The sequence below is a fragment of the Janibacter sp. GXQ6167 genome (assembly GCF_041365945.1).
Lineage (GTDB): Bacteria > Actinomycetota > Actinomycetes > Actinomycetales > Dermatophilaceae > JBGFSK01.
The window spans coordinates 302,440-318,219 of sequence record NZ_JBGFSK010000001.1 but is presented as its reverse complement, the minus strand read 5'-3'; the positions used below and the strand labels follow the sequence as shown (position 1 = coordinate 318,219).

General features: G+C 68.3%; 15 protein-coding genes. 8 read left to right on the top strand and 7 right to left on the bottom strand.

Translation table 11 applies throughout. The features are described from left to right. Nucleotides 1-63: 63 nt before the first annotated feature. On the bottom strand, nt 64-1,323 hold the full coding sequence (locus tag AB8K43_RS01490; protein WP_370890646.1) for an MFS transporter: 1,260 nt from the start codon (nt 1,321-1,323) through the stop codon (nt 64-66). 247 nt (nt 1,324-1,570) lie between these two features. On the opposite strand from AB8K43_RS01490, the gene AB8K43_RS01485 reads away from it, so the two are divergent. The 4 genes from AB8K43_RS01485 to AB8K43_RS01470 all read left to right on the top strand — a co-directional run bounded on the left by AB8K43_RS01485 (nt 1,571) and on the right by AB8K43_RS01470 (nt 5,782). Then, nucleotides 1,571-3,094, top strand: a complete 1,524-nt coding sequence (locus tag AB8K43_RS01485) for an aldehyde dehydrogenase family protein (protein WP_370890644.1) — start codon at nt 1,571-1,573, stop codon at nt 3,092-3,094. A 113-nt stretch (nt 3,095-3,207) separates the two neighbouring features. Continuing rightward, nucleotides 3,208-3,582, top strand: coding sequence for a DUF779 domain-containing protein (locus tag AB8K43_RS01480; RefSeq protein WP_370890642.1), 375 nt, complete (start codon nt 3,208-3,210; stop codon nt 3,580-3,582). A gap of 59 nt (nt 3,583-3,641) precedes the next feature. Next, complete coding sequence (gene ilvA / locus AB8K43_RS01475; protein ID WP_370890640.1) at nt 3,642-4,895, top strand: threonine ammonia-lyase IlvA; 1,254 nt, start codon at nt 3,642-3,644, stop codon at nt 4,893-4,895. 5 nt (nt 4,896-4,900) lie between these two features. Beyond that, nucleotides 4,901-5,782: an oxygenase MpaB family protein gene (locus AB8K43_RS01470; protein WP_370890638.1), complete on the top strand. Its 882-nt coding sequence runs from the start codon at nt 4,901-4,903 to the stop codon at nt 5,780-5,782. An 11-nt stretch (nt 5,783-5,793) separates the two neighbouring features. Here the strand turns inward: AB8K43_RS01470 and AB8K43_RS01465 are convergent, their stop codons facing one another. Beyond that, nucleotides 5,794-7,398, bottom strand: a complete 1,605-nt coding sequence (locus AB8K43_RS01465) for an SLC13 family permease (RefSeq protein WP_370890636.1) — start codon at nt 7,396-7,398, stop codon at nt 5,794-5,796. A gap of 147 nt (nt 7,399-7,545) precedes the next feature. On the opposite strand from AB8K43_RS01465, the gene AB8K43_RS01460 reads away from it, so the two are divergent. The 3 genes from AB8K43_RS01460 to AB8K43_RS01450 are packed head-to-tail and all read left to right on the top strand — an operon-like array spanning nt 7,546 to nt 10,292. After that, a complete protein-coding gene (locus tag AB8K43_RS01460; RefSeq protein WP_370890634.1) occupies nt 7,546-7,827 on the top strand; it encodes a metal-sensitive transcriptional regulator in 282 nt (93 codons plus the stop codon). A gap of 48 nt (nt 7,828-7,875) precedes the next feature. After that, nucleotides 7,876-8,091, top strand: coding sequence for a heavy-metal-associated domain-containing protein (locus AB8K43_RS01455; RefSeq protein WP_370890632.1), 216 nt, complete (start codon nt 7,876-7,878; stop codon nt 8,089-8,091). Continuing rightward, nucleotides 8,088-10,292, top strand: coding sequence for a heavy metal translocating P-type ATPase (locus AB8K43_RS01450; RefSeq protein WP_370890630.1), 2,205 nt, complete (start codon nt 8,088-8,090; stop codon nt 10,290-10,292). The genes AB8K43_RS01455 and AB8K43_RS01450 overlap by 4 nt, the downstream gene beginning before the upstream one ends. Before the next feature lie 86 nt (nt 10,293-10,378). Here the strand turns inward: AB8K43_RS01450 and AB8K43_RS01445 are convergent, their stop codons facing one another. Beyond that, nucleotides 10,379-11,020, bottom strand: a complete 642-nt coding sequence (locus tag AB8K43_RS01445) for a VOC family protein (protein WP_370890628.1) — start codon at nt 11,018-11,020, stop codon at nt 10,379-10,381. A 70-nt stretch (nt 11,021-11,090) separates the two neighbouring features. Beyond that, nucleotides 11,091-11,912, bottom strand: a complete 822-nt coding sequence (locus AB8K43_RS01440; RefSeq protein ID WP_370890626.1) for an RNA methyltransferase — start codon at nt 11,910-11,912, stop codon at nt 11,091-11,093. A gap of 42 nt (nt 11,913-11,954) precedes the next feature. On the opposite strand from AB8K43_RS01440, the gene AB8K43_RS01435 reads away from it, so the two are divergent. Continuing rightward, nucleotides 11,955-12,689, top strand: coding sequence for a phosphatase PAP2 family protein (locus AB8K43_RS01435; protein WP_370890624.1), 735 nt, complete (start codon nt 11,955-11,957; stop codon nt 12,687-12,689). 7 nt (nt 12,690-12,696) lie between these two features. Here AB8K43_RS01435 and AB8K43_RS01430 read toward each other — a convergent pair whose 3' ends face one another. From AB8K43_RS01430 to AB8K43_RS01420, 3 genes are all read right to left on the bottom strand, one after another. After that, on the bottom strand, nt 12,697-13,518 hold the full coding sequence (locus tag AB8K43_RS01430; protein WP_370890622.1) for an HAD family hydrolase: 822 nt from the start codon (nt 13,516-13,518) through the stop codon (nt 12,697-12,699). Between the two features lie 80 nt (nt 13,519-13,598). After that, nucleotides 13,599-14,837, bottom strand: a complete 1,239-nt coding sequence (locus tag AB8K43_RS01425) for an ABC transporter permease (protein ID WP_370890620.1) — start codon at nt 14,835-14,837, stop codon at nt 13,599-13,601. Then, nucleotides 14,837-15,766, bottom strand: a complete 930-nt coding sequence (locus AB8K43_RS01420; RefSeq protein WP_370890618.1) for an ABC transporter ATP-binding protein — start codon at nt 15,764-15,766, stop codon at nt 14,837-14,839. Before AB8K43_RS01420 ends, AB8K43_RS01425 begins: the two co-directional genes overlap by 1 nt. Between the last annotated feature and the right edge of the window lie 14 nt (nt 15,767-15,780).

The following is a 15,780-nucleotide window of genomic DNA, read 5'->3' as shown; positions in this document are numbered from 1 at the left end:
GATGCTCAGCCTGGAGGGTGAGCATCAAGGACGTGCTTAAGCAAAGTCAGGAAGGGGGAAGGGTTAGGCGGGGAGGAGGGCGGCGTTCGGGTCGACGATGTCGGCGCTGTCGCGGGCGGTCGCTTGTGCGCGGCGAAGGGCGCTGCGCCCGAGGGTGGTCAGCAGCAGAGCCAGCAGGCCTGCCGCGGCCGTCACTGCATAGGCCGGGGTGTGCCCGCCCCAGTCGGCGAGACGACCGGCGATCGAGGAGCCGAGCGCGTACCCGAGCCCGGTGATCGCCGCGAGTGCGGTCATCGCGGCGCCCAGCCGATGCGCGGGTACGACCCGCTCGGCGAGGGTAAAGATCGTGATCATGTAGGGCGCGATGCAGACACCGAGCACGAGCAGCCCGGGGATCAGCATCGTGATGGAGCCGACGAAGAGGAGCGGCAGCGCCAGGACGAAGAGGCCGCCAGCGAAGACGACGAGGCGATCCTCGAGTCGGTACTTGGCTGGCAGACGCGGGAGCAGCAGACCCGCGGTGACACTGCCGACACCGAGCAGGGCGTGGAGCAGACCGGTGAGGCCCGGCTGACCGGCGTCGGTTGCGAGGACCGCTGATCCGGTCTGGACCGAACCGAAGACGAGCCCCACGACGAGCAACATCGCGAGCAGCAGGATGAAGGGGGCGTTGAGCAACTTCCCGCCTGCGACGGCGATCTGCTCACCGGACGGGAGCGCCAGCGCGACCGTGCGGTGCACGGCGAACCAGACCCCGAAGACCCAGATCATCCCCGCGGCGAGCAGCAGCGCCCCGCGCGGGTCGATGGCCGCGGCGAGCAGCCCGACGAGGGCCGGGCCGAGCACGAAGGACGCCTCATCGGCAGCGCCCTCATACGAGAAGGCGGTATTGATCACGGCGTCACGGTCGGCCTCGCGGCGTTCGCCGAGCCCGCGCCAACGCACGCGGGCCATCGTGCCGATCTGCGGCAGGAAGAGGCCCGAGACGGCAGCGGTCACAGCGAGCACGGTCCACGAGACGTCGGTGTGTGACAGGGCAACAAGTGCCACGAGGCCAGCGCCGCCGACCAGCGACTGGATCAGGAGGATCCAGCGCTGCCCGTAGCGATCGGTGAGCGCCCCAGCGACCGGCGCTCCGAGCGCATTGGCGATGGCGAGCGCCCCCGCCGAAGCGCCACCGGCGCCGTAGGAACCAGTGACCGATGCGACAAGCAGAAGGGTGCCCAGCTGGCTCATGGCGAGCGGGAGACGGGCGAGCAGCGCGACGACAACGAAGGTGCGGCCGGTCAGCGCGAAAAGGGACAGGAACTGGCCGTTGGCCATCGGACTCCTTGGGGTGCACGAAGGGACGTGCACTTCCAACCCACCCAACAGAAGCGCGAAAACCCTGTGCTTGAAGCATCCAGGCTAGCGGCTCCCCCTTCGACCGCGGAAATCGCGAAGCCGCAACGCACCCTGTGAAGGAACTGCACGAAGGCTCAAAAGGTGTGGCCGCCATCACAGACCGGGCTAACCTGGATTGACCGCCGCGGACGCAACGGAGCGCCGCGCGATCACGCTTGGAGGCACAATGCCCGTCTTCCCCGCACCTGGTTCAGCAGACTCCGCGATCGAGGTCAAGGAGCGCTACGACCACTACATCGGCGGCAAGTGGGTCCCCCCGAAGTCGGGCGATTACTTCGAGAACATCACGCCCGTGACCGGCCAGGTCTTTACGCACATCGCGCGCGGTGACGCCGATGACATCGAGGCCGCCCTCGACGCAGCGCACGCCGCGGCCGACGCTTGGGGCCGCACCTCGGTCGCCGAGCGGGCCCAGGTCCTCAACACCATCGCCGACATCATGCAGGCCAATCTCGAAGACCTCGCCGTCATCGAGACGTGGGACAACGGCAAGGCCGTGCGCGAGACCCTCGCCGCCGACATGCCGCTGGCGATCGACCACTTCCGCTACTTCGCCGGATGCATTCGCGCGCAGGAAGGGGGGATCAGCCAGATCGACGAGACGACCGTGGCCTACCACTTCCAAGAGCCGCTCGGCGTCGTCGGGCAGATCATCCCGTGGAACTTCCCGATCCTGATGGCGGTGTGGAAGCTCGCGCCCGCGCTCGCCGCCGGTAACGCCGTGCTGCTCAAGCCCGCCGAGCAGACCCCGTGGTCGATCCTGAAGCTCATCGAGTTGATCGGCGACGCACTGCCGGCCGGGGTGCTCAACGTCGTCAACGGCTTCGGCGCGGAGGCCGGCAAGCCGCTCGCCTCGAGCCCGCGGATCGGCAAGATCGCCTTCACCGGCGAGACGACGACCGGCCGACTGATCATGCAGTACGCCAGCCAGAACATCATCCCGGTGACCCTCGAGCTCGGTGGCAAGAGCCCCAACATCTTCTTCGACGACGTCGCCCACGAAAACGACGCCTTCTACGACAAGGCGCTCGAGGGCTTCACGATGTTCGCGCTCAACCAGGGCGAGGTCTGCACCTGCCCGTCGCGCGCGCTCGTCCAGGGCACGATCTACGACTCCTTCGTCCCCGACGCGATCGAGCGGGTGAAGGCGATCAAGCAGGGCAACCCGCTCGACACCGAGACGATGATGGGCGCCCAGGCGAGCAACGACCAGTTCGAAAAGATCATGAGTTACCTCGAGATCGGCAAGGAAGAGGGCGCGAAGGTTTTGACCGGTGGCGACCGGCTCGAACTCGACGGTGACCTCGCGGGTGGCTACTACGTCCAGCCGACGGTCTTTGAGGGCAAGAACGAGATGCGGATCTTCCAGGAGGAGATCTTCGGTCCGGTCCTTGCCCTCACCTCCTTCACCGACCAGGACGACGCGCTCGCCCAGGCCAACAACACCCTCTACGGCCTCGGCGCCGGCGTCTGGTCTCGCTCGGGCAATATCGCCTACCAGATGGGCCGCGGGATTAAGGCCGGGCGGGTCTGGACGAACTGCTACCACCTCTACCCGGCGCACGCCGCCTTCGGTGGCTACAAGCAGTCCGGCATCGGCCGCGAAAACCACCGGATGATGCTCGACCTCTACCAGGAGACGAAGAACCTGCTCGTCTCGTATTCGCCCGACAAGCTCGGCTTCTTCTAAGCCGAACGGGCGGTGATGAGCGGCGAAGGGGGAGGTCGCGGCCTCCCCCTTCGCGCCCCTCATCACGTGAGCACTGGGCCCAGTGCGGGCCCGAACGAAAGGGAAGGCCGACGATGACCTCAAAAGTGGATCTCAGCGATGAGGCGATCGCCTTGATCGAGAAGTTGGAAAAGCGCCATGGGCCGCTGATGTTCCACCAGTCCGGTGGCTGCTGCGACGGCTCGGCCCCGATGTGTTATCCCGCAGGCGAGTTCATCACCGGCGATGTCGATGTCCTGCTCGGGACACTCGAGGCCGGGTCGGCGACGCCGGTCGAGTTTTGGATGAGCGCCTCGCAATACGAGTACTGGAAGCACACCCACCTCACCGTGGATGTGGTGCCCGGCCGCGGGTCCGGCTTCTCGGTCGAGGCCCCCGAAGGGGTGCGCTTCCTGATCCGGTCGCGGATGATGACCGAGGACGAGTTGGTCGCGAACGGCATCCTCTAGGGCTCACGCGACGGCGGCGATGCATCACCTCACCGGCTCGACGACTAGCGTGGGGCATCGTGACCGTCCTGACCGCCACCGAGGTCGACGCTGCCGACGCCCTCCTGAGCACCGTCCTCGCACCGACTCCGCTGCAGCGCAGTGAGCGCCTCACCAGCGCGCACGGCCGCGAGATCCTGCTCAAGCGCGAGGACCTCCAGCCGGTGCGCTCGTACAAGGTCCGCGGCGCCTATGCCTTCATCGCCGGCCTGACCGAGGAGCAGCGAGCGAAGGGGGTCGTCGCCGCCTCCGCCGGGAACCATGCGCAGGGCGTCGCCTTCGCCTGTCAACGACTCGGCGTCACGGCCCGGATCTACCTCCCGCGGACGACCCCGAAGCAGAAGCGCGATCGGGTGGCAGCGATCGGCGGGGATGCGGTCGAGGTCGTCGTCCAGGGAGATGTCTATGACGATGCCGCGGGCGCGGCGCTCGCCGATGCGGCCCGCAGCGGCGCGACCGTGGTCCCCGCCTTCGACGCGGCCGCGACGATGGCCGGACAGGGCACCGTCGCCGCCGAGATCGTCCGTCAGCTCGGATACGCGCCCGATGTGGTGGTGGTCCCTGTCGGCGGGGGCGGACTGCTCGGTGGCGTCCTCGCCTGGTTTTCCGAGAACCATCCGACGACCCGAATTGTCGGAGTCGAGCCCGAGGGCGCTCGCTCGATGCACGCCGCCCTGCGGGCTGGGGGACCGGTGGTGCTCGACGAGATGGATAGCTTCGTCGATGGTGCGGCCGTCCGCCGCGTCGGCGACCTCACCTTCGCCGCGGCGGCTCCGCACGACCCTGAGGTCCTCGGGGTGGCCGAAGGGGCGGTCTGCGTCGAGATGCTCTCGCTGTACCAGGTGGACGGGATCATCGCCGAGCCGGCCGGCTCCCTGGCCCCGGCCGCGTTGGCCCAGATCGATCTCGGGGCCCTCCCTGCGGACGCGACGGTCGTCGCGATCGTGAGCGGTGGCAATAACGACGTCTCCCGCTATGCCGAGATCCACGAGCGAGCTCTCATTCATGAAGGCCGCAAGCACTACTTCCTCGTCGAGTTCCGACAGGAGCCGGGCGCCCTGCGGACCTTCCTCGACACCGTTCTTGGACCCGACGACGACATCGCGCTCTTTGAATACGTCAAGCGGTCCAACCGCGAGACCGGGCCCGCGCTCGTCGGCATCGAGCTCGGTTCGGCCGCCGACCTCGGTCCGCTGCTCTCGCGGATGGACTCCTCCCCCCTTCGGATCGAACGCATCGAGCCGACAAGTCCCCTCTTCCGCTTCATCCAGTAGGCGCCATGGACCCCCTTCGACCCGTTCGACGAGCGATCCAAGATGCGGTCCGCTCGCGGATCGGCGGGGCCAACCGCGACGCCCTGGAGCAGCGCATCTGGCGAGCGCCCGGGCCACGGTGGCACACACCGGACGACCCGATCTGGAGGGTGCACCAGGACCCGGCGATGTTCGTCGGCGGGTTGCGCGCGCTCATCATGCAATCCCTCCATCCGCTCGCCATGGCCGGGGTCGACCAGCACTCGGGCTACCGCGGCGACCCGTGGGGTCGGTTGCAGCGCACCAGCCTCTTCATCGCCACGACCACCTATGGCCGGATCGACGACGCGGAGGCGATGCTCGAAGCGATCCGTACCGTGCACACCCAAGTGGTCGGCACCGACCCCGCCGGACGCCCTTACGCCGCAAGCGATCCCCATCTCCTCGGCTGGGTCCACGCCGCCGAATGCCACAGCTTCTTGCAGGCGTACCGCGCGTACGGCGCGACGCGGCTGACGCGGCCCGAAGAGGACGCGTACGTCACGCAGATGGGGGCCATCAGCGAGCGCCTCGGGGTGATCGGCGCACCGACATCGGCGGCGGCCCTCGACGGAGTGCTCGCTCGGTACCGCCCCGAGCTGGAGTCGACGACCGCCGCTCGCTCGACCATCGCCTTCGTCCTTGACGAGCCCGACCTGCCCGCGGCAGCGCTTCCTGCCTATCGCGCGCTCGCTGGTGCGGCGATCGCGATCACCCCACCCTGGGCACGCGAGATGGTCGGGCTCGATCGGCATCCGCGGTGGCGCAGCGCCCCCACCTGGGGCCGGTTCGCGGGGCGCGCCGTCACCTCGACGATGCGGTGGGCGATCGATCACCCGTCGAAGGCCGGACTCCCACCGCTCGCCTGATCCGTCCGGGGCTAGCCGAGAGCGATCCCGAGCGCCCAGGGGCCGATCAGCAGGGTCGCGATCGTAATCTGGATGACCCCGGTGATGTTCAGGACCAACCCGCCGCGGGCCATCTCCCCGATCTTCACCGCGCCGGTCGAAAAGACGATGGCGTTCGGTGGTGTCCCGACCGGCAACATGAAGGCGCAGGTCGCAGCGAGGGCGGCAGGGACCATCAACAGCATCGGATCGACATCGATGGCCACCGCGACGCCCGCGAGGATCGGGATGAAGGCCGCGGTTGTCGCGGTGTTACTCGTGACCTCGGTCAGCATCAAGATGATGAAGGCGATGCCAGCGACGAGCACGAGGACCGGCAGGGTCCCGAGCGCCTCGAGGTTCTGACCGAACCACTCGTCGAGACCGGTCGAGGCGATCGCCGCGGCGAGGCTGAGGCCGCCACCGAAGAGGAGGAGCACGCCCCAGGGGAGCCCCTTCTCGGCGTCTTCCCACTCGAGGACCGGGTGCCCCTTGTCCCCCGGCAGAAGGAAGAGGGACACGGCAGCGGTCATCGCAATGGCTGGGTCTTGCAGCTCGCCGAGCCACGGCGCTGCCTCTTCGACCGCCGAGATGTTCATCAGCAGGCTCGGCACGACCCAGAGGAAGGCTGCGCTCGCGAAGACCACGAGGACCATCCGCTCACCGCGTCCCATCGACCCGAGCTCGTCGATCTCCTTGCGCACCATCTCGTCACCACCGGGCACGGTGTCGAGCCGGAAGCGGAAGAGCAGCCGGGTGATGAGGAACCACGCGATCGCGATGAAGGCGATGACGAGCGGGAAACCGAGCAGCATCCACTGGAAGAAGCCGATGCTCCGGTCAAACTCGCTACTTAAGTAGGCGGCGATGAAGGCATTGGGGACGCTGCCGAAGAGGGTTCCGAGGCCTCCGATCGAGGCTGACCATCCGACGGCTAGGAAGAGGGCAACGCCGAAGAGGCGCACATTGCGATCGTCGAGGACATCGCTGATCGAGCCACCCTCTTCGATCTGCTCCATCGCCTCGCGCACGTGCTCTTCATCGACCCCCTCCTTCTCGGTGAGGGCTCGCTCGGCGACGAGGCCAAGGACGCTGATCGCGATCGGGAGCATCATGAGGGTCGTCGCGACATTGTTGACCCACATCGACAAGAAGGCCGTCGCGACCATCATCCCGAGGATGATCCGCCGCGGCGAGGTCCCAACGCGTCGCAGAGTGTGCAGGGCGAAGCGCCGGTGCAGGTTCCACTTCTGCATGGCGACGGCGATGAGGAAGCCACCGAGGAAGAGGAAGACGATCGGCTGCGCGTACGGGGCGCTGGACTCTCCGAGCGAGATCGAGGTGAGCGCCGGGATCAGGATCAGCGGCAACATCGAGGTGACGGGAAGGGGGACCGCCTCGGTCATCCACCACGTCGCCATGAGGACCGCGATCCCCGCAACGACCCGCGCGTCGCCGGAGAGATCGGTGCCCGCAAGGACCCACCATGCGAGCACACCGAGGACGAGGCCGAGAGCGCGCTTAGCCCACAGCGTGCGCTGGTTCGGCGGCTCTCCCAACTGAGCGGCCACGTCGCGGTTGCCGCCCATGGCCGCCATCTACGCCTCCCCACATCGGTATTGGCACCACAACCTAGCGAGGAGAGCCCGGTCCGTCACCCCCCTTCGCCGGATTGACCGGCTGGCCGGAATACCCCATAGGGGTATAGAGTTGGTGGCCTGAGGACCCATCAAGGAGGACCCGAGATGGCTGGATACACCGGCTCCAAGGACGCCTATCTCAAACGCCTGCGCCGCATCGAGGGCCAGGTCCGCGGGATCGAGCGCATGGTCGAAGAGGACAAGTACTGCATCGACATTCTCACCCAGGTCAGTGCCGTGACCAAGGCCCTCCAAGCCGTCAGCCTCGGCCTCCTGGAGGACCACGTCGGTCACTGCGTCGTCGACGCCGCGCGCGAATCTGACGAGGCCGCGCAGGCGAAGGTCCGCGAGGCCGCCGACGCGATCGCCCGGCTCGTGCGCACCTGACCACCGCTTCGCCCCTTCGCCATCCCGTTACGACCGAAAGGCACGACCATGACCACCAGCACCTTCACCGTCACCGGCATGACCTGCGGCAACTGCGTCGCCCACCTCACCGAAGAACTGACCGAGATCGGAGCGACCGACGTCAAGGTCGACTTGGTGACCGGCGGCGCCTCCCCCGTGACGGTCACCAGCGATGCCCCGCTCACCGAGGACGCGATCACCGAAGCCGTCGATGAAGCGGGTTACACGGTGTCCTTCTCATGACGGCCACCCCTACCGCCCCGGAGCAACTCGACGAGCAATCGGTCGACCTCGCGATCACCGGCATGACCTGCGCCTCGTGCGCGGCCCGGATCGAAAAGAAGGTCGGCAAGCTCGACGGCGTCACCGCGACGGTCAACCTCGCCACCGAGAAGGCGCACATCACCTACCCCCGATCGATGACCAAGGGTGAGATCGTCGCCGCGGTGGAGCGCACCGGCTACGGCGCCACCGTGATCGAGCCCGACGAGCGGCTTGCTCCACCCGCGCACACCGAACTGCGCCGGGCCGATCTCGCGCGGCGAGCGCTCGTCGCCGGGGTCTTGGCCGCGATCGTGATGGTTCTCGCGATGGGCCCGTGGCGCTTCCCCGCGAACCCGTGGTTGCAGTTCGCCCTCACGACCCCGGTCTGGCTGTGGGCGGCCTGGCCCTTCCACCGTGCGGCCGCGATCAACGCGCGCCACGGTGCGTCCACCATGGACACCCTCGTCAGCATCGGCGTCACCGCTGCCTACCTCTGGTCAGTCGCCGCCCTCATCACCGGCGGCGAGCACGGCGACCGCATGCACGCCCACTACTACTTCGAAACCGCTGCGGTCGTCACCGCCTTCCTCCTCCTTGGCCGCTGGCTCGAGGCCCGCGCCAAGGACCAGGGCCGATCGGCCCTCACTTCGCTGATGAACCTCGGCGCCAAGGAGGTCACCGTCCTCACCGAAGGGGGCGAACGTCGCCTCCCGATCGATGACCTCACCGTGGGCGCCCACTTCGTCGTGCGCCCCGGCGAAAAGGTCGCGACCGACGGCGTGGTGCTCGATGGGCAGTCCGCCCTCGACACCTCGCTGGTGACCGGTGAGTCGATCCCGGTCGACGTCGGGCCCGGGAGCGATGTGACAGCCGGGACGGTCAACACCCATGGTCGCTTGGTCATCGAGGCCACTGCGGTCGGTGCCGATACGACGCTCGCTGCGATCACCCGGCTCGTCGAGCAGGCTCAGACCGGGAAGGCCGGGGTGCAGCGCCTCGCCGACCGGATCTCGGCGGTCTTCGTCCCCGTCGTCCTCGTCCTCGCCCTATTGACCTTCATCGGCTGGTGGATCGGCAGCGGTAGCGCGACGACCGCGATCGGTGTCGCCGTCACGGTCCTCATCATCGCCTGCCCCTGCGCCCTCGGTCTCGCGACCCCGACGGCGCTGCTCGTCGGCACCGGGCGCGGCGCCCAGCGCGGCATCCTGATCAAGGGCGCCCAGGTCCTCGAGGACACCCGCCGGATCGACACGGTCGTCCTGGACAAGACCGGGACCATCACGACCGGGCTCGCCCGCGTGACCGACCTGACGACCGCCGGACCGCTCCAAGATGAGGCCGCCCTGCGCGCCGCCGCCGCGGTGGAGTCCGGGAGCGAGCATCCCATCGCACGGGCCATCGTGGCCGAAGCGAAGGGGGTGGCGCTGCCCCCTTCGACCGGCTTCCGCGCCCTGCCGGGGGCGGGCGCGATCGCGACCGTCGGTACCGGCGATACGGCCACCGAGGTGACCGTCGGTCGCGCCAACCTCTTTTCCGCGGTCCCGGCCGAACTCACCGCCGCCGCTGCGGGACAAGCCGGGACGAGCGTTTATGTCGGCTGGGGCGACCAGGCTCGGGCGGTGATCACCGTCGCCGACGATGTCCGTGACGGGTCCGCGCGGGCCATCGCTGACCTGCGCGCCGAGGGTCTCGATGTGTGGCTGCTGAGCGGCGATACCGCTGCAAACGCGACCGCCGTGGCCGGCGAGGTCGGCATCGACGCCGAGCACGTCATCGCCGAGGTCATGCCGCAGGACAAGCACGCGGTGATCTCCCGCCTCCAATCGGACGGCAAGGTCGTCGCGATGGTCGGTGACGGGATCAACGACGCCGCCGCTCTCGTCCAGGCCGACCTCGGTCTCGCGATGGGGACCGGGACCGATGTGGCGGCCGAGTCGGCGGACATCGTCCTCGCGCGCTCCGATCTCGCCGCTGTCCCGCAGTCGATCGAGCTCTCCCGGGCCACGCTGCGGATCATCAAGCAGAACCTCGGCTGGGCCTTCGGCTACAACACGGCGGCGATCCCGCTCGCGATGGCCGGGATGCTCAACCCGATGATTGCTGGCGCCGCGATGGCACTCTCCAGCGTCCTCGTGGTGACGAACTCCCTACGGCTGCGCCGGGCTCTCCCTGACGCCTAGCCCCCCTTCGTCGTCGCAAATGCCCGGGCATTTTTCGTGAAGAATGCCCGGGCATTTGTGAGAAGAAGGGGGAGGGTGCAGCCGGCTTAGATGGTGACGCGGCCGTTCGGGGTGTTGAGGGTGACCGAGATCAGACCCGGGGTGCCGTGCGGGCCGACGAACTCGAAGTCGATGACCGTGGAGGTCTTCGACGCCGGCAGGCCCAGCCACTCGTGGACCCGCTCGGGGTCCCCCGCGAGCATCATCGACTCGATCGTCACCTCGGACTCGGAGGTGGCATCGGCCGACGGGTGCGGCGAGTCGGCGTCCCACTTGACGAAGAAGGGCAGCTGCGGGTCGGCCATGGTGCCCTTGATCCCGATCTGCTGCCACTTGAACTCGCGGCCATCGGGCATCCGGCGGTTACCGGCAACGGCGTTGCGGGACAGGCGCTTTTCGACCGGCTCGAGGTCCTCGACGCGCACGACCCAGCCCACCCAGCCGCCGCCGGATTCGGACCGAGCGCGCACGACCTGGCCGAAGGGGGCCTTGTCTGCGGACGGGTGGTCCAGCACCTCGACAACCTCGATGTATCGCTCGTGCGCGAGCGGCAAGATCATGTTGCGCGTGCCGAAACGGGGGTGGATCCCCCCGTCAATCGGGGTCACCCCGATCGACTCTCCCAGCCGGGCGGCTGTGGCCTGCAGGCCGCTGTGCTCTGCTGCATACGAGACGTGGTCTACGCGCATAGGTTGATGGTAAAGCGCCGCGCTCCGGTTACCGAATCGGCCCCCCTTCGATGCGACGCGCGACGAGAGATCAGCGGGCTTCGCGGGCGAGATCCCGCTGCCGGACCGCCTCGTAGACGACGATGGCGGCCGACGTGGCGACGTTGAGGGAGTTGGCCTTGCCGACCATCGGGATCCGCACGCGGCGGTCGGCTCGGGCCAGGGTGTCCTCGATCAGCCCGTACTTTTCCGACCCGACCCCGATCGCGATCGACCCGGTGAGGTCGGCCTCGGTGTGGAGCACATCGGTATCCGGGGTCGTCGCCACGACCGCGACACCATGGCGGCGCAGCCAGTCGAGCGCCTCGGTACTGGGCGCCGCGGCGACCGGGACCGAAAAGACCGTCCCCTTCGAACCGCGGATGACATTAGGGTTGCCCCAGTCCGTCACCGGGTCGGCCGAGATGACGAGCGCGACGCCGGCGGCGTCGGCCGTGCGCAGCATCGCCCCGAGATTGCCGGGCTTTTCCACCCCTTCGCAGTAGAGGACCAAGGCGTCAGGGGGCAACTCCACGTCGTCGAGAGCGAGCCCTGGCGACGGGACCCTGGCGAGGATGCCGTCGGGACCCTCGCGGTAAGCGACCTTTTCGAAGGCGGTGCGGCCGAGCTCGACGACCTCGGCTCCCGCCGCACGAGCCCGCTCGACGAGCGCCGCGCCCACATCCGGGTCGAGCATGAGTTCCGGGCAGTGATAGATCGCCCGCGGGGCGACGCCGGCGTCGAGGGCGAGTTCGGTCTCCTCGAGCCCTTCGAGCAGCGTCTCGGCCAATTCCTCGCGGACTCGGCGGCGACGCAGGGCGAGGAGGTCCTTCAGGCGAGCGTTCGACGGGGAAGTGATGATCACGTCAGGCATGGCGTGGACCAGCATGCCGCACGGACCAGCGAAACTGGACCCATGCCCCCAACTCGCCGCCAGGACCTTGGCCGCTGGCTCCTCGCTCTCGGTGCCCTGATCGCCATCGCTGCTCTCGCCGCTGGCCTCGGAGTCCTCACCGTGAAGGGGGAAGCCCCTCCGCCCTTCGACACCGCGCTCGTCGACGATGCGACCCGCTGGGCCGTCAGCCACCCCGGTTTCGTCGACGGCGCCGACATGTGGAGCCAGGCGACCTATCCGTGGGTGATGCAGAGCCTGCTTGCCCTCGTCGCGATTGGTCTGGTCCTCGCGGGGGCGGTCGGGCGCCGTGCCCTCGCGATCCTGCCGCTCGCCTGGATCACCTGGGGGCTTGGATCGGTCACCAAGGTGATCGTCGATCGACCGCGCCCCGGCCCACAACTGATCGACGTCCAGTACCTCTCCTTCCCGTCCGGTCACGCCCTCAATGCGACCCTGGCGATCGCGCTGATCGGGGTGCTCCTCTTCGCCGTGGTGAAGGGAGCGACGGCGCGCCTCGCCCTTGCGCTGCTGGGCCTCGCCATCGTCGTGATCACCGTCTTGAACCGGGTCGTGCTCGGCGTGCACTACCCGAGCGATGTCATCGCGGGGGTGCTGATCGGAGCGGCGAGCGCGGCGGCGATCGCGTGGTGGTTGGGGGGCGCGCGGATGAGCGAGCGCTCCTCGGACCCGCTGATGACGCGGGAACGGGCATCGGGCGCGGTAACAACCGCGTCCGATGCCCGTTACCCCGACTGAGGCGAGATCAGCCGAACAGATCCCGGGAGCGTTCCCGCATCCCCGGCAGCGAGCGCAGCACGGGGACGAGCCCGTCCTCGTCGACGGTGCCCGTGACCTCGTTCGCGACCTCCTTGACGGACTCGGGCGCGTTACCCATGGCGACGCCGCGCGCCGCCCAATGCAGCATCTCCAGGTCGTTGCGCTGATCGCCCACCGCGAGCGTGTGATCAGGCTCGACATGCAGCGCGCGGCGGATCAACTCCAGCGCGGACCCCTTCGACACCCCTTCGGGCGCGATATCGAGCCACGCGGTGTACCCGACGTTGTAGTTCACGCCATGCAGCCCGAGTTGCTCGACGCGTTGGATGAAATCCTCACTGGACGCGTCCGGGTCACGCACGGTCACACGCGTGGTCGGGCGGGCCATCAGTTCCTCCCATCCGGTCGGGATCTGCTCACCCATGAGCTCACCGTCGGGATACGGACGGTTGACGCGGAAACCGACACCCAGCTCCTCCACCGCGACGATGGCTTCCGGCAGGCCCGTACGGATGAGTTCCAGAGCCGGCCGGGGGTCGAAGGTCACCGCATCGTGGATCTGGTACCCGCCTTCGGTCGCCGGGTCGAGCGCGAGCGTCACCGCCCCGTTGGAGCAGACCGCCCACCCGTGGGTCAGCTCGAGCGCGTGCAGGATCGGTGTGGTCGCGACGATCGAGCGCCCGGTCGCGATCACCACGTGGTGCCCGGCATCCACGACATCGCGGATCGCAAGGCGGACGGGTTCGCGCAGTTCACCGGTGTGCGTGATCGTGGTGCCGTCGATATCGAGGGCGACGAGATGAGCCATGTCGCGACCCTACCGACGTGCCGCTCGCGTTGCGCTGCAGCGCAACTGCCTCGTCACCGGCCGGGCTCCACGCTTGGTGCTCACGTCTCGGCGGTCCAGGCCTCGCGCATGCTGAGCTTGCCGGAGGTCTGCAGCAACGCGCGGCGGTAGATTCGGCTCGCCGCAACGAGCGTGGCCGCGGTGGCGGCGACGAGCAGCACCAGAGCGATCAGGGCCTGCCACCACGACGCCGTCCCCTCAATGACCCGCATCGGCATGATGATGGCCGAGAAGGGGGGAATCCACGACGCGATCGCCTGGATGGACCCAGTCATAAACAGGGCTCCGAAGAACATCAGCATCGCGACCATCGTCGCCGGCATCGCCGTGCTCTGGACGTCCTCGGTGCGGCTCGCGAGCGCTCCGGCGACGAGGAACATCGCCGCGATGAAGGTGAAGCCAGCGAGGAAGAAGGCAAGGAACCAACCCATGCCGCCCGCGATGCTCGGGAGGATGCTCGAGTAGGACGTGAGGCTGAGGCCGGCAAGCCCGACCCCGAGATAGATCGCCATTTGCCCCACCGCGAGGACGATATTGCCGACCAACTTGCCGATGAGGAGCTGGGACACCGGGATCGAGGTGGAGATGATCTCGACGATCCGGGACTGCTTTTCCTCGACGACGCTGTTCGCGAGCTGCTGACCGAAGATCACGGCCGAGAAATAGAAGAGGATCGCGAGCACGATCGAGATGACCATGGCCACGGTCCGCTGCTCCGCATCGCCGACCACGAGAGCGGTGTGCACGGCGCTGCCAGCGGTCAGTTGCTCGGGCGTGAGGCCGGCTTCTTGGGCGTTATCCGCGGTGACCTGCGCCGCGATGCCTTGCGTCATCACGGTCTCGAGCCCGCTCGGGACGCTCTCCTGGCCGGTGAGGACCCAGCCGCGGTCCCCGTCTTGGCGCAGCCAGGCATCAGCGGTGCCATTGGCGAGTTCGGCGCGGGCGGCTGCGTCGTCGCCAGCCCCCTTCACCTCGATCGTGATCTTGTCGTCGAGCTGAGGGGCCGCCTGGGCGACCGCAGTGGACATCTGCTCGGCAGATCCCGTCGCGACGACGGTATACGTCTGCTCGCGTTCGGCCATCCACACCTGGAGGGCGAGGGCACCGACGATGACGGCGAGCATCGCGAGGCTGCCGATGATGAACGCCCGATCGCGCAGTTTGACCGCCACTTCGCGACGGGCGACAACCGCCCACATGGCGCGCACGGACGAGGTCGGGGGCGAGTCGGTGACGCTCGAAGGGGGCGTCTGGGTCTCGGTTCGGGTAGCGGTCGTCATCACGCGGTCACCTCTCGGTAGATCTCGGCGAGGGAGGGCACGACCTGGTGGAACTCCTCCACCCCACCGCGGTGACCCCCTTCGGTCAGCAGCCGCGAGATCGTCTCGCGGCGCGCGTCATCGCTTGCGTCGGTCAGTTCGAGCAGCGCCCGGTGTCCGTCGACATCGACGGCGTGCACGCCGGGGAGTTCCCGCACCCAGCCCGCATCGCCACCGAGGACGAGGCGGTGCCGGGTCGTGGTGCCAGATCGCAGCCCCGCGACACTGCCCTGGGCCCGCACCTGCCCGCTCGCCATGATCACGAGCTGGTCGCAGAGCCGTTCGACCAGGTCGAGTTGGTGGCTGGAGAAGAGGACGGGCACCCCCTTCGCCGTCTTCTCGCGCAGGAGGTCAACCATCGCGTCGACGGCGCTCGGGTCGAGTCCCGAGAAGGGTTCATCGAGCACGAGGGCCGCCGGCTCGCTGATCAGGGCCGCGACGATCTGGACCCGCTGCTGGTTGCCGAGGGAGAGCTTTTCGACCTTGTCGCCGGTCCGCTCGCCGAGACCGAGACGCTCCAGATAGTCGGTGGCGACCGCCTTGGCCGAGCGCGCCGACATCCCCTTCAACTGCCCGAGGTAGATCAACTGGTCGAGGACGGGCTGACTCGGGTAGAGACCGCGCTCTTCGGGCATATAGCCGATCCGGCGGCGGTCCGCGGTCGTGATCGGCCGGTCATTCCAGCGGACGTCGCCGGAGTGGATCCCAAGCACCCCCATGATCATCCGCATCGTGGTCGTCTTGCCCGCACCATTGCCGCCGACGAAGCCGGTCATCTGCCCCGCAGGGACGGTGAAGCTCACCGCGTCGACCGCGGTCAGTTCGCCGAAGCGCCGGGTGAGCCCGTCCACGGCAATCGTGACTCCGCTGCTCATCTCTGATCCGTTCATGTGAGCAACGCTAG

Coding starts and splice junctions, on each gene's coding strand:
- AB8K43_RS01490 (WP_370890646.1), bottom strand. CDS start 1,323: ATGGCCAACGGCCAGTTCCTGTCCCTTTTCGCGCTGACCGGCCGCACC.
- AB8K43_RS01485 (WP_370890644.1), top strand. CDS start 1,571: ATGCCCGTCTTCCCCGCACCTGGTTCAGCAGACTCCGCGATCGAGGTC.
- AB8K43_RS01480 (WP_370890642.1), top strand. CDS start 3,208: ATGACCTCAAAAGTGGATCTCAGCGATGAGGCGATCGCCTTGATCGAG.
- AB8K43_RS01470 (WP_370890638.1), top strand. CDS start 4,901: ATGGACCCCCTTCGACCCGTTCGACGAGCGATCCAAGATGCGGTCCGC.
- AB8K43_RS01465 (WP_370890636.1), bottom strand. CDS start 7,398: ATGGCGGCCATGGGCGGCAACCGCGACGTGGCCGCTCAGTTGGGAGAG.
- AB8K43_RS01460 (WP_370890634.1), top strand. CDS start 7,546: ATGGCTGGATACACCGGCTCCAAGGACGCCTATCTCAAACGCCTGCGC.
- AB8K43_RS01455 (WP_370890632.1), top strand. CDS start 7,876: ATGACCACCAGCACCTTCACCGTCACCGGCATGACCTGCGGCAACTGC.
- AB8K43_RS01450 (WP_370890630.1), top strand. CDS start 8,088: ATGACGGCCACCCCTACCGCCCCGGAGCAACTCGACGAGCAATCGGTC.
- AB8K43_RS01445 (WP_370890628.1), bottom strand. CDS start 11,020: ATGCGCGTAGACCACGTCTCGTATGCAGCAGAGCACAGCGGCCTGCAG.
- AB8K43_RS01440 (WP_370890626.1), bottom strand. CDS start 11,912: ATGCCTGACGTGATCATCACTTCCCCGTCGAACGCTCGCCTGAAGGAC.
- AB8K43_RS01435 (WP_370890624.1), top strand. CDS start 11,955: ATGCCCCCAACTCGCCGCCAGGACCTTGGCCGCTGGCTCCTCGCTCTC.
- AB8K43_RS01430 (WP_370890622.1), bottom strand. CDS start 13,518: ATGGCTCATCTCGTCGCCCTCGATATCGACGGCACCACGATCACGCAC.
- AB8K43_RS01425 (WP_370890620.1), bottom strand. CDS start 14,837: ATGACGACCGCTACCCGAACCGAGACCCAGACGCCCCCTTCGAGCGTC.
- AB8K43_RS01420 (WP_370890618.1), bottom strand. CDS start 15,766: ATGAACGGATCAGAGATGAGCAGCGGAGTCACGATTGCCGTGGACGGG.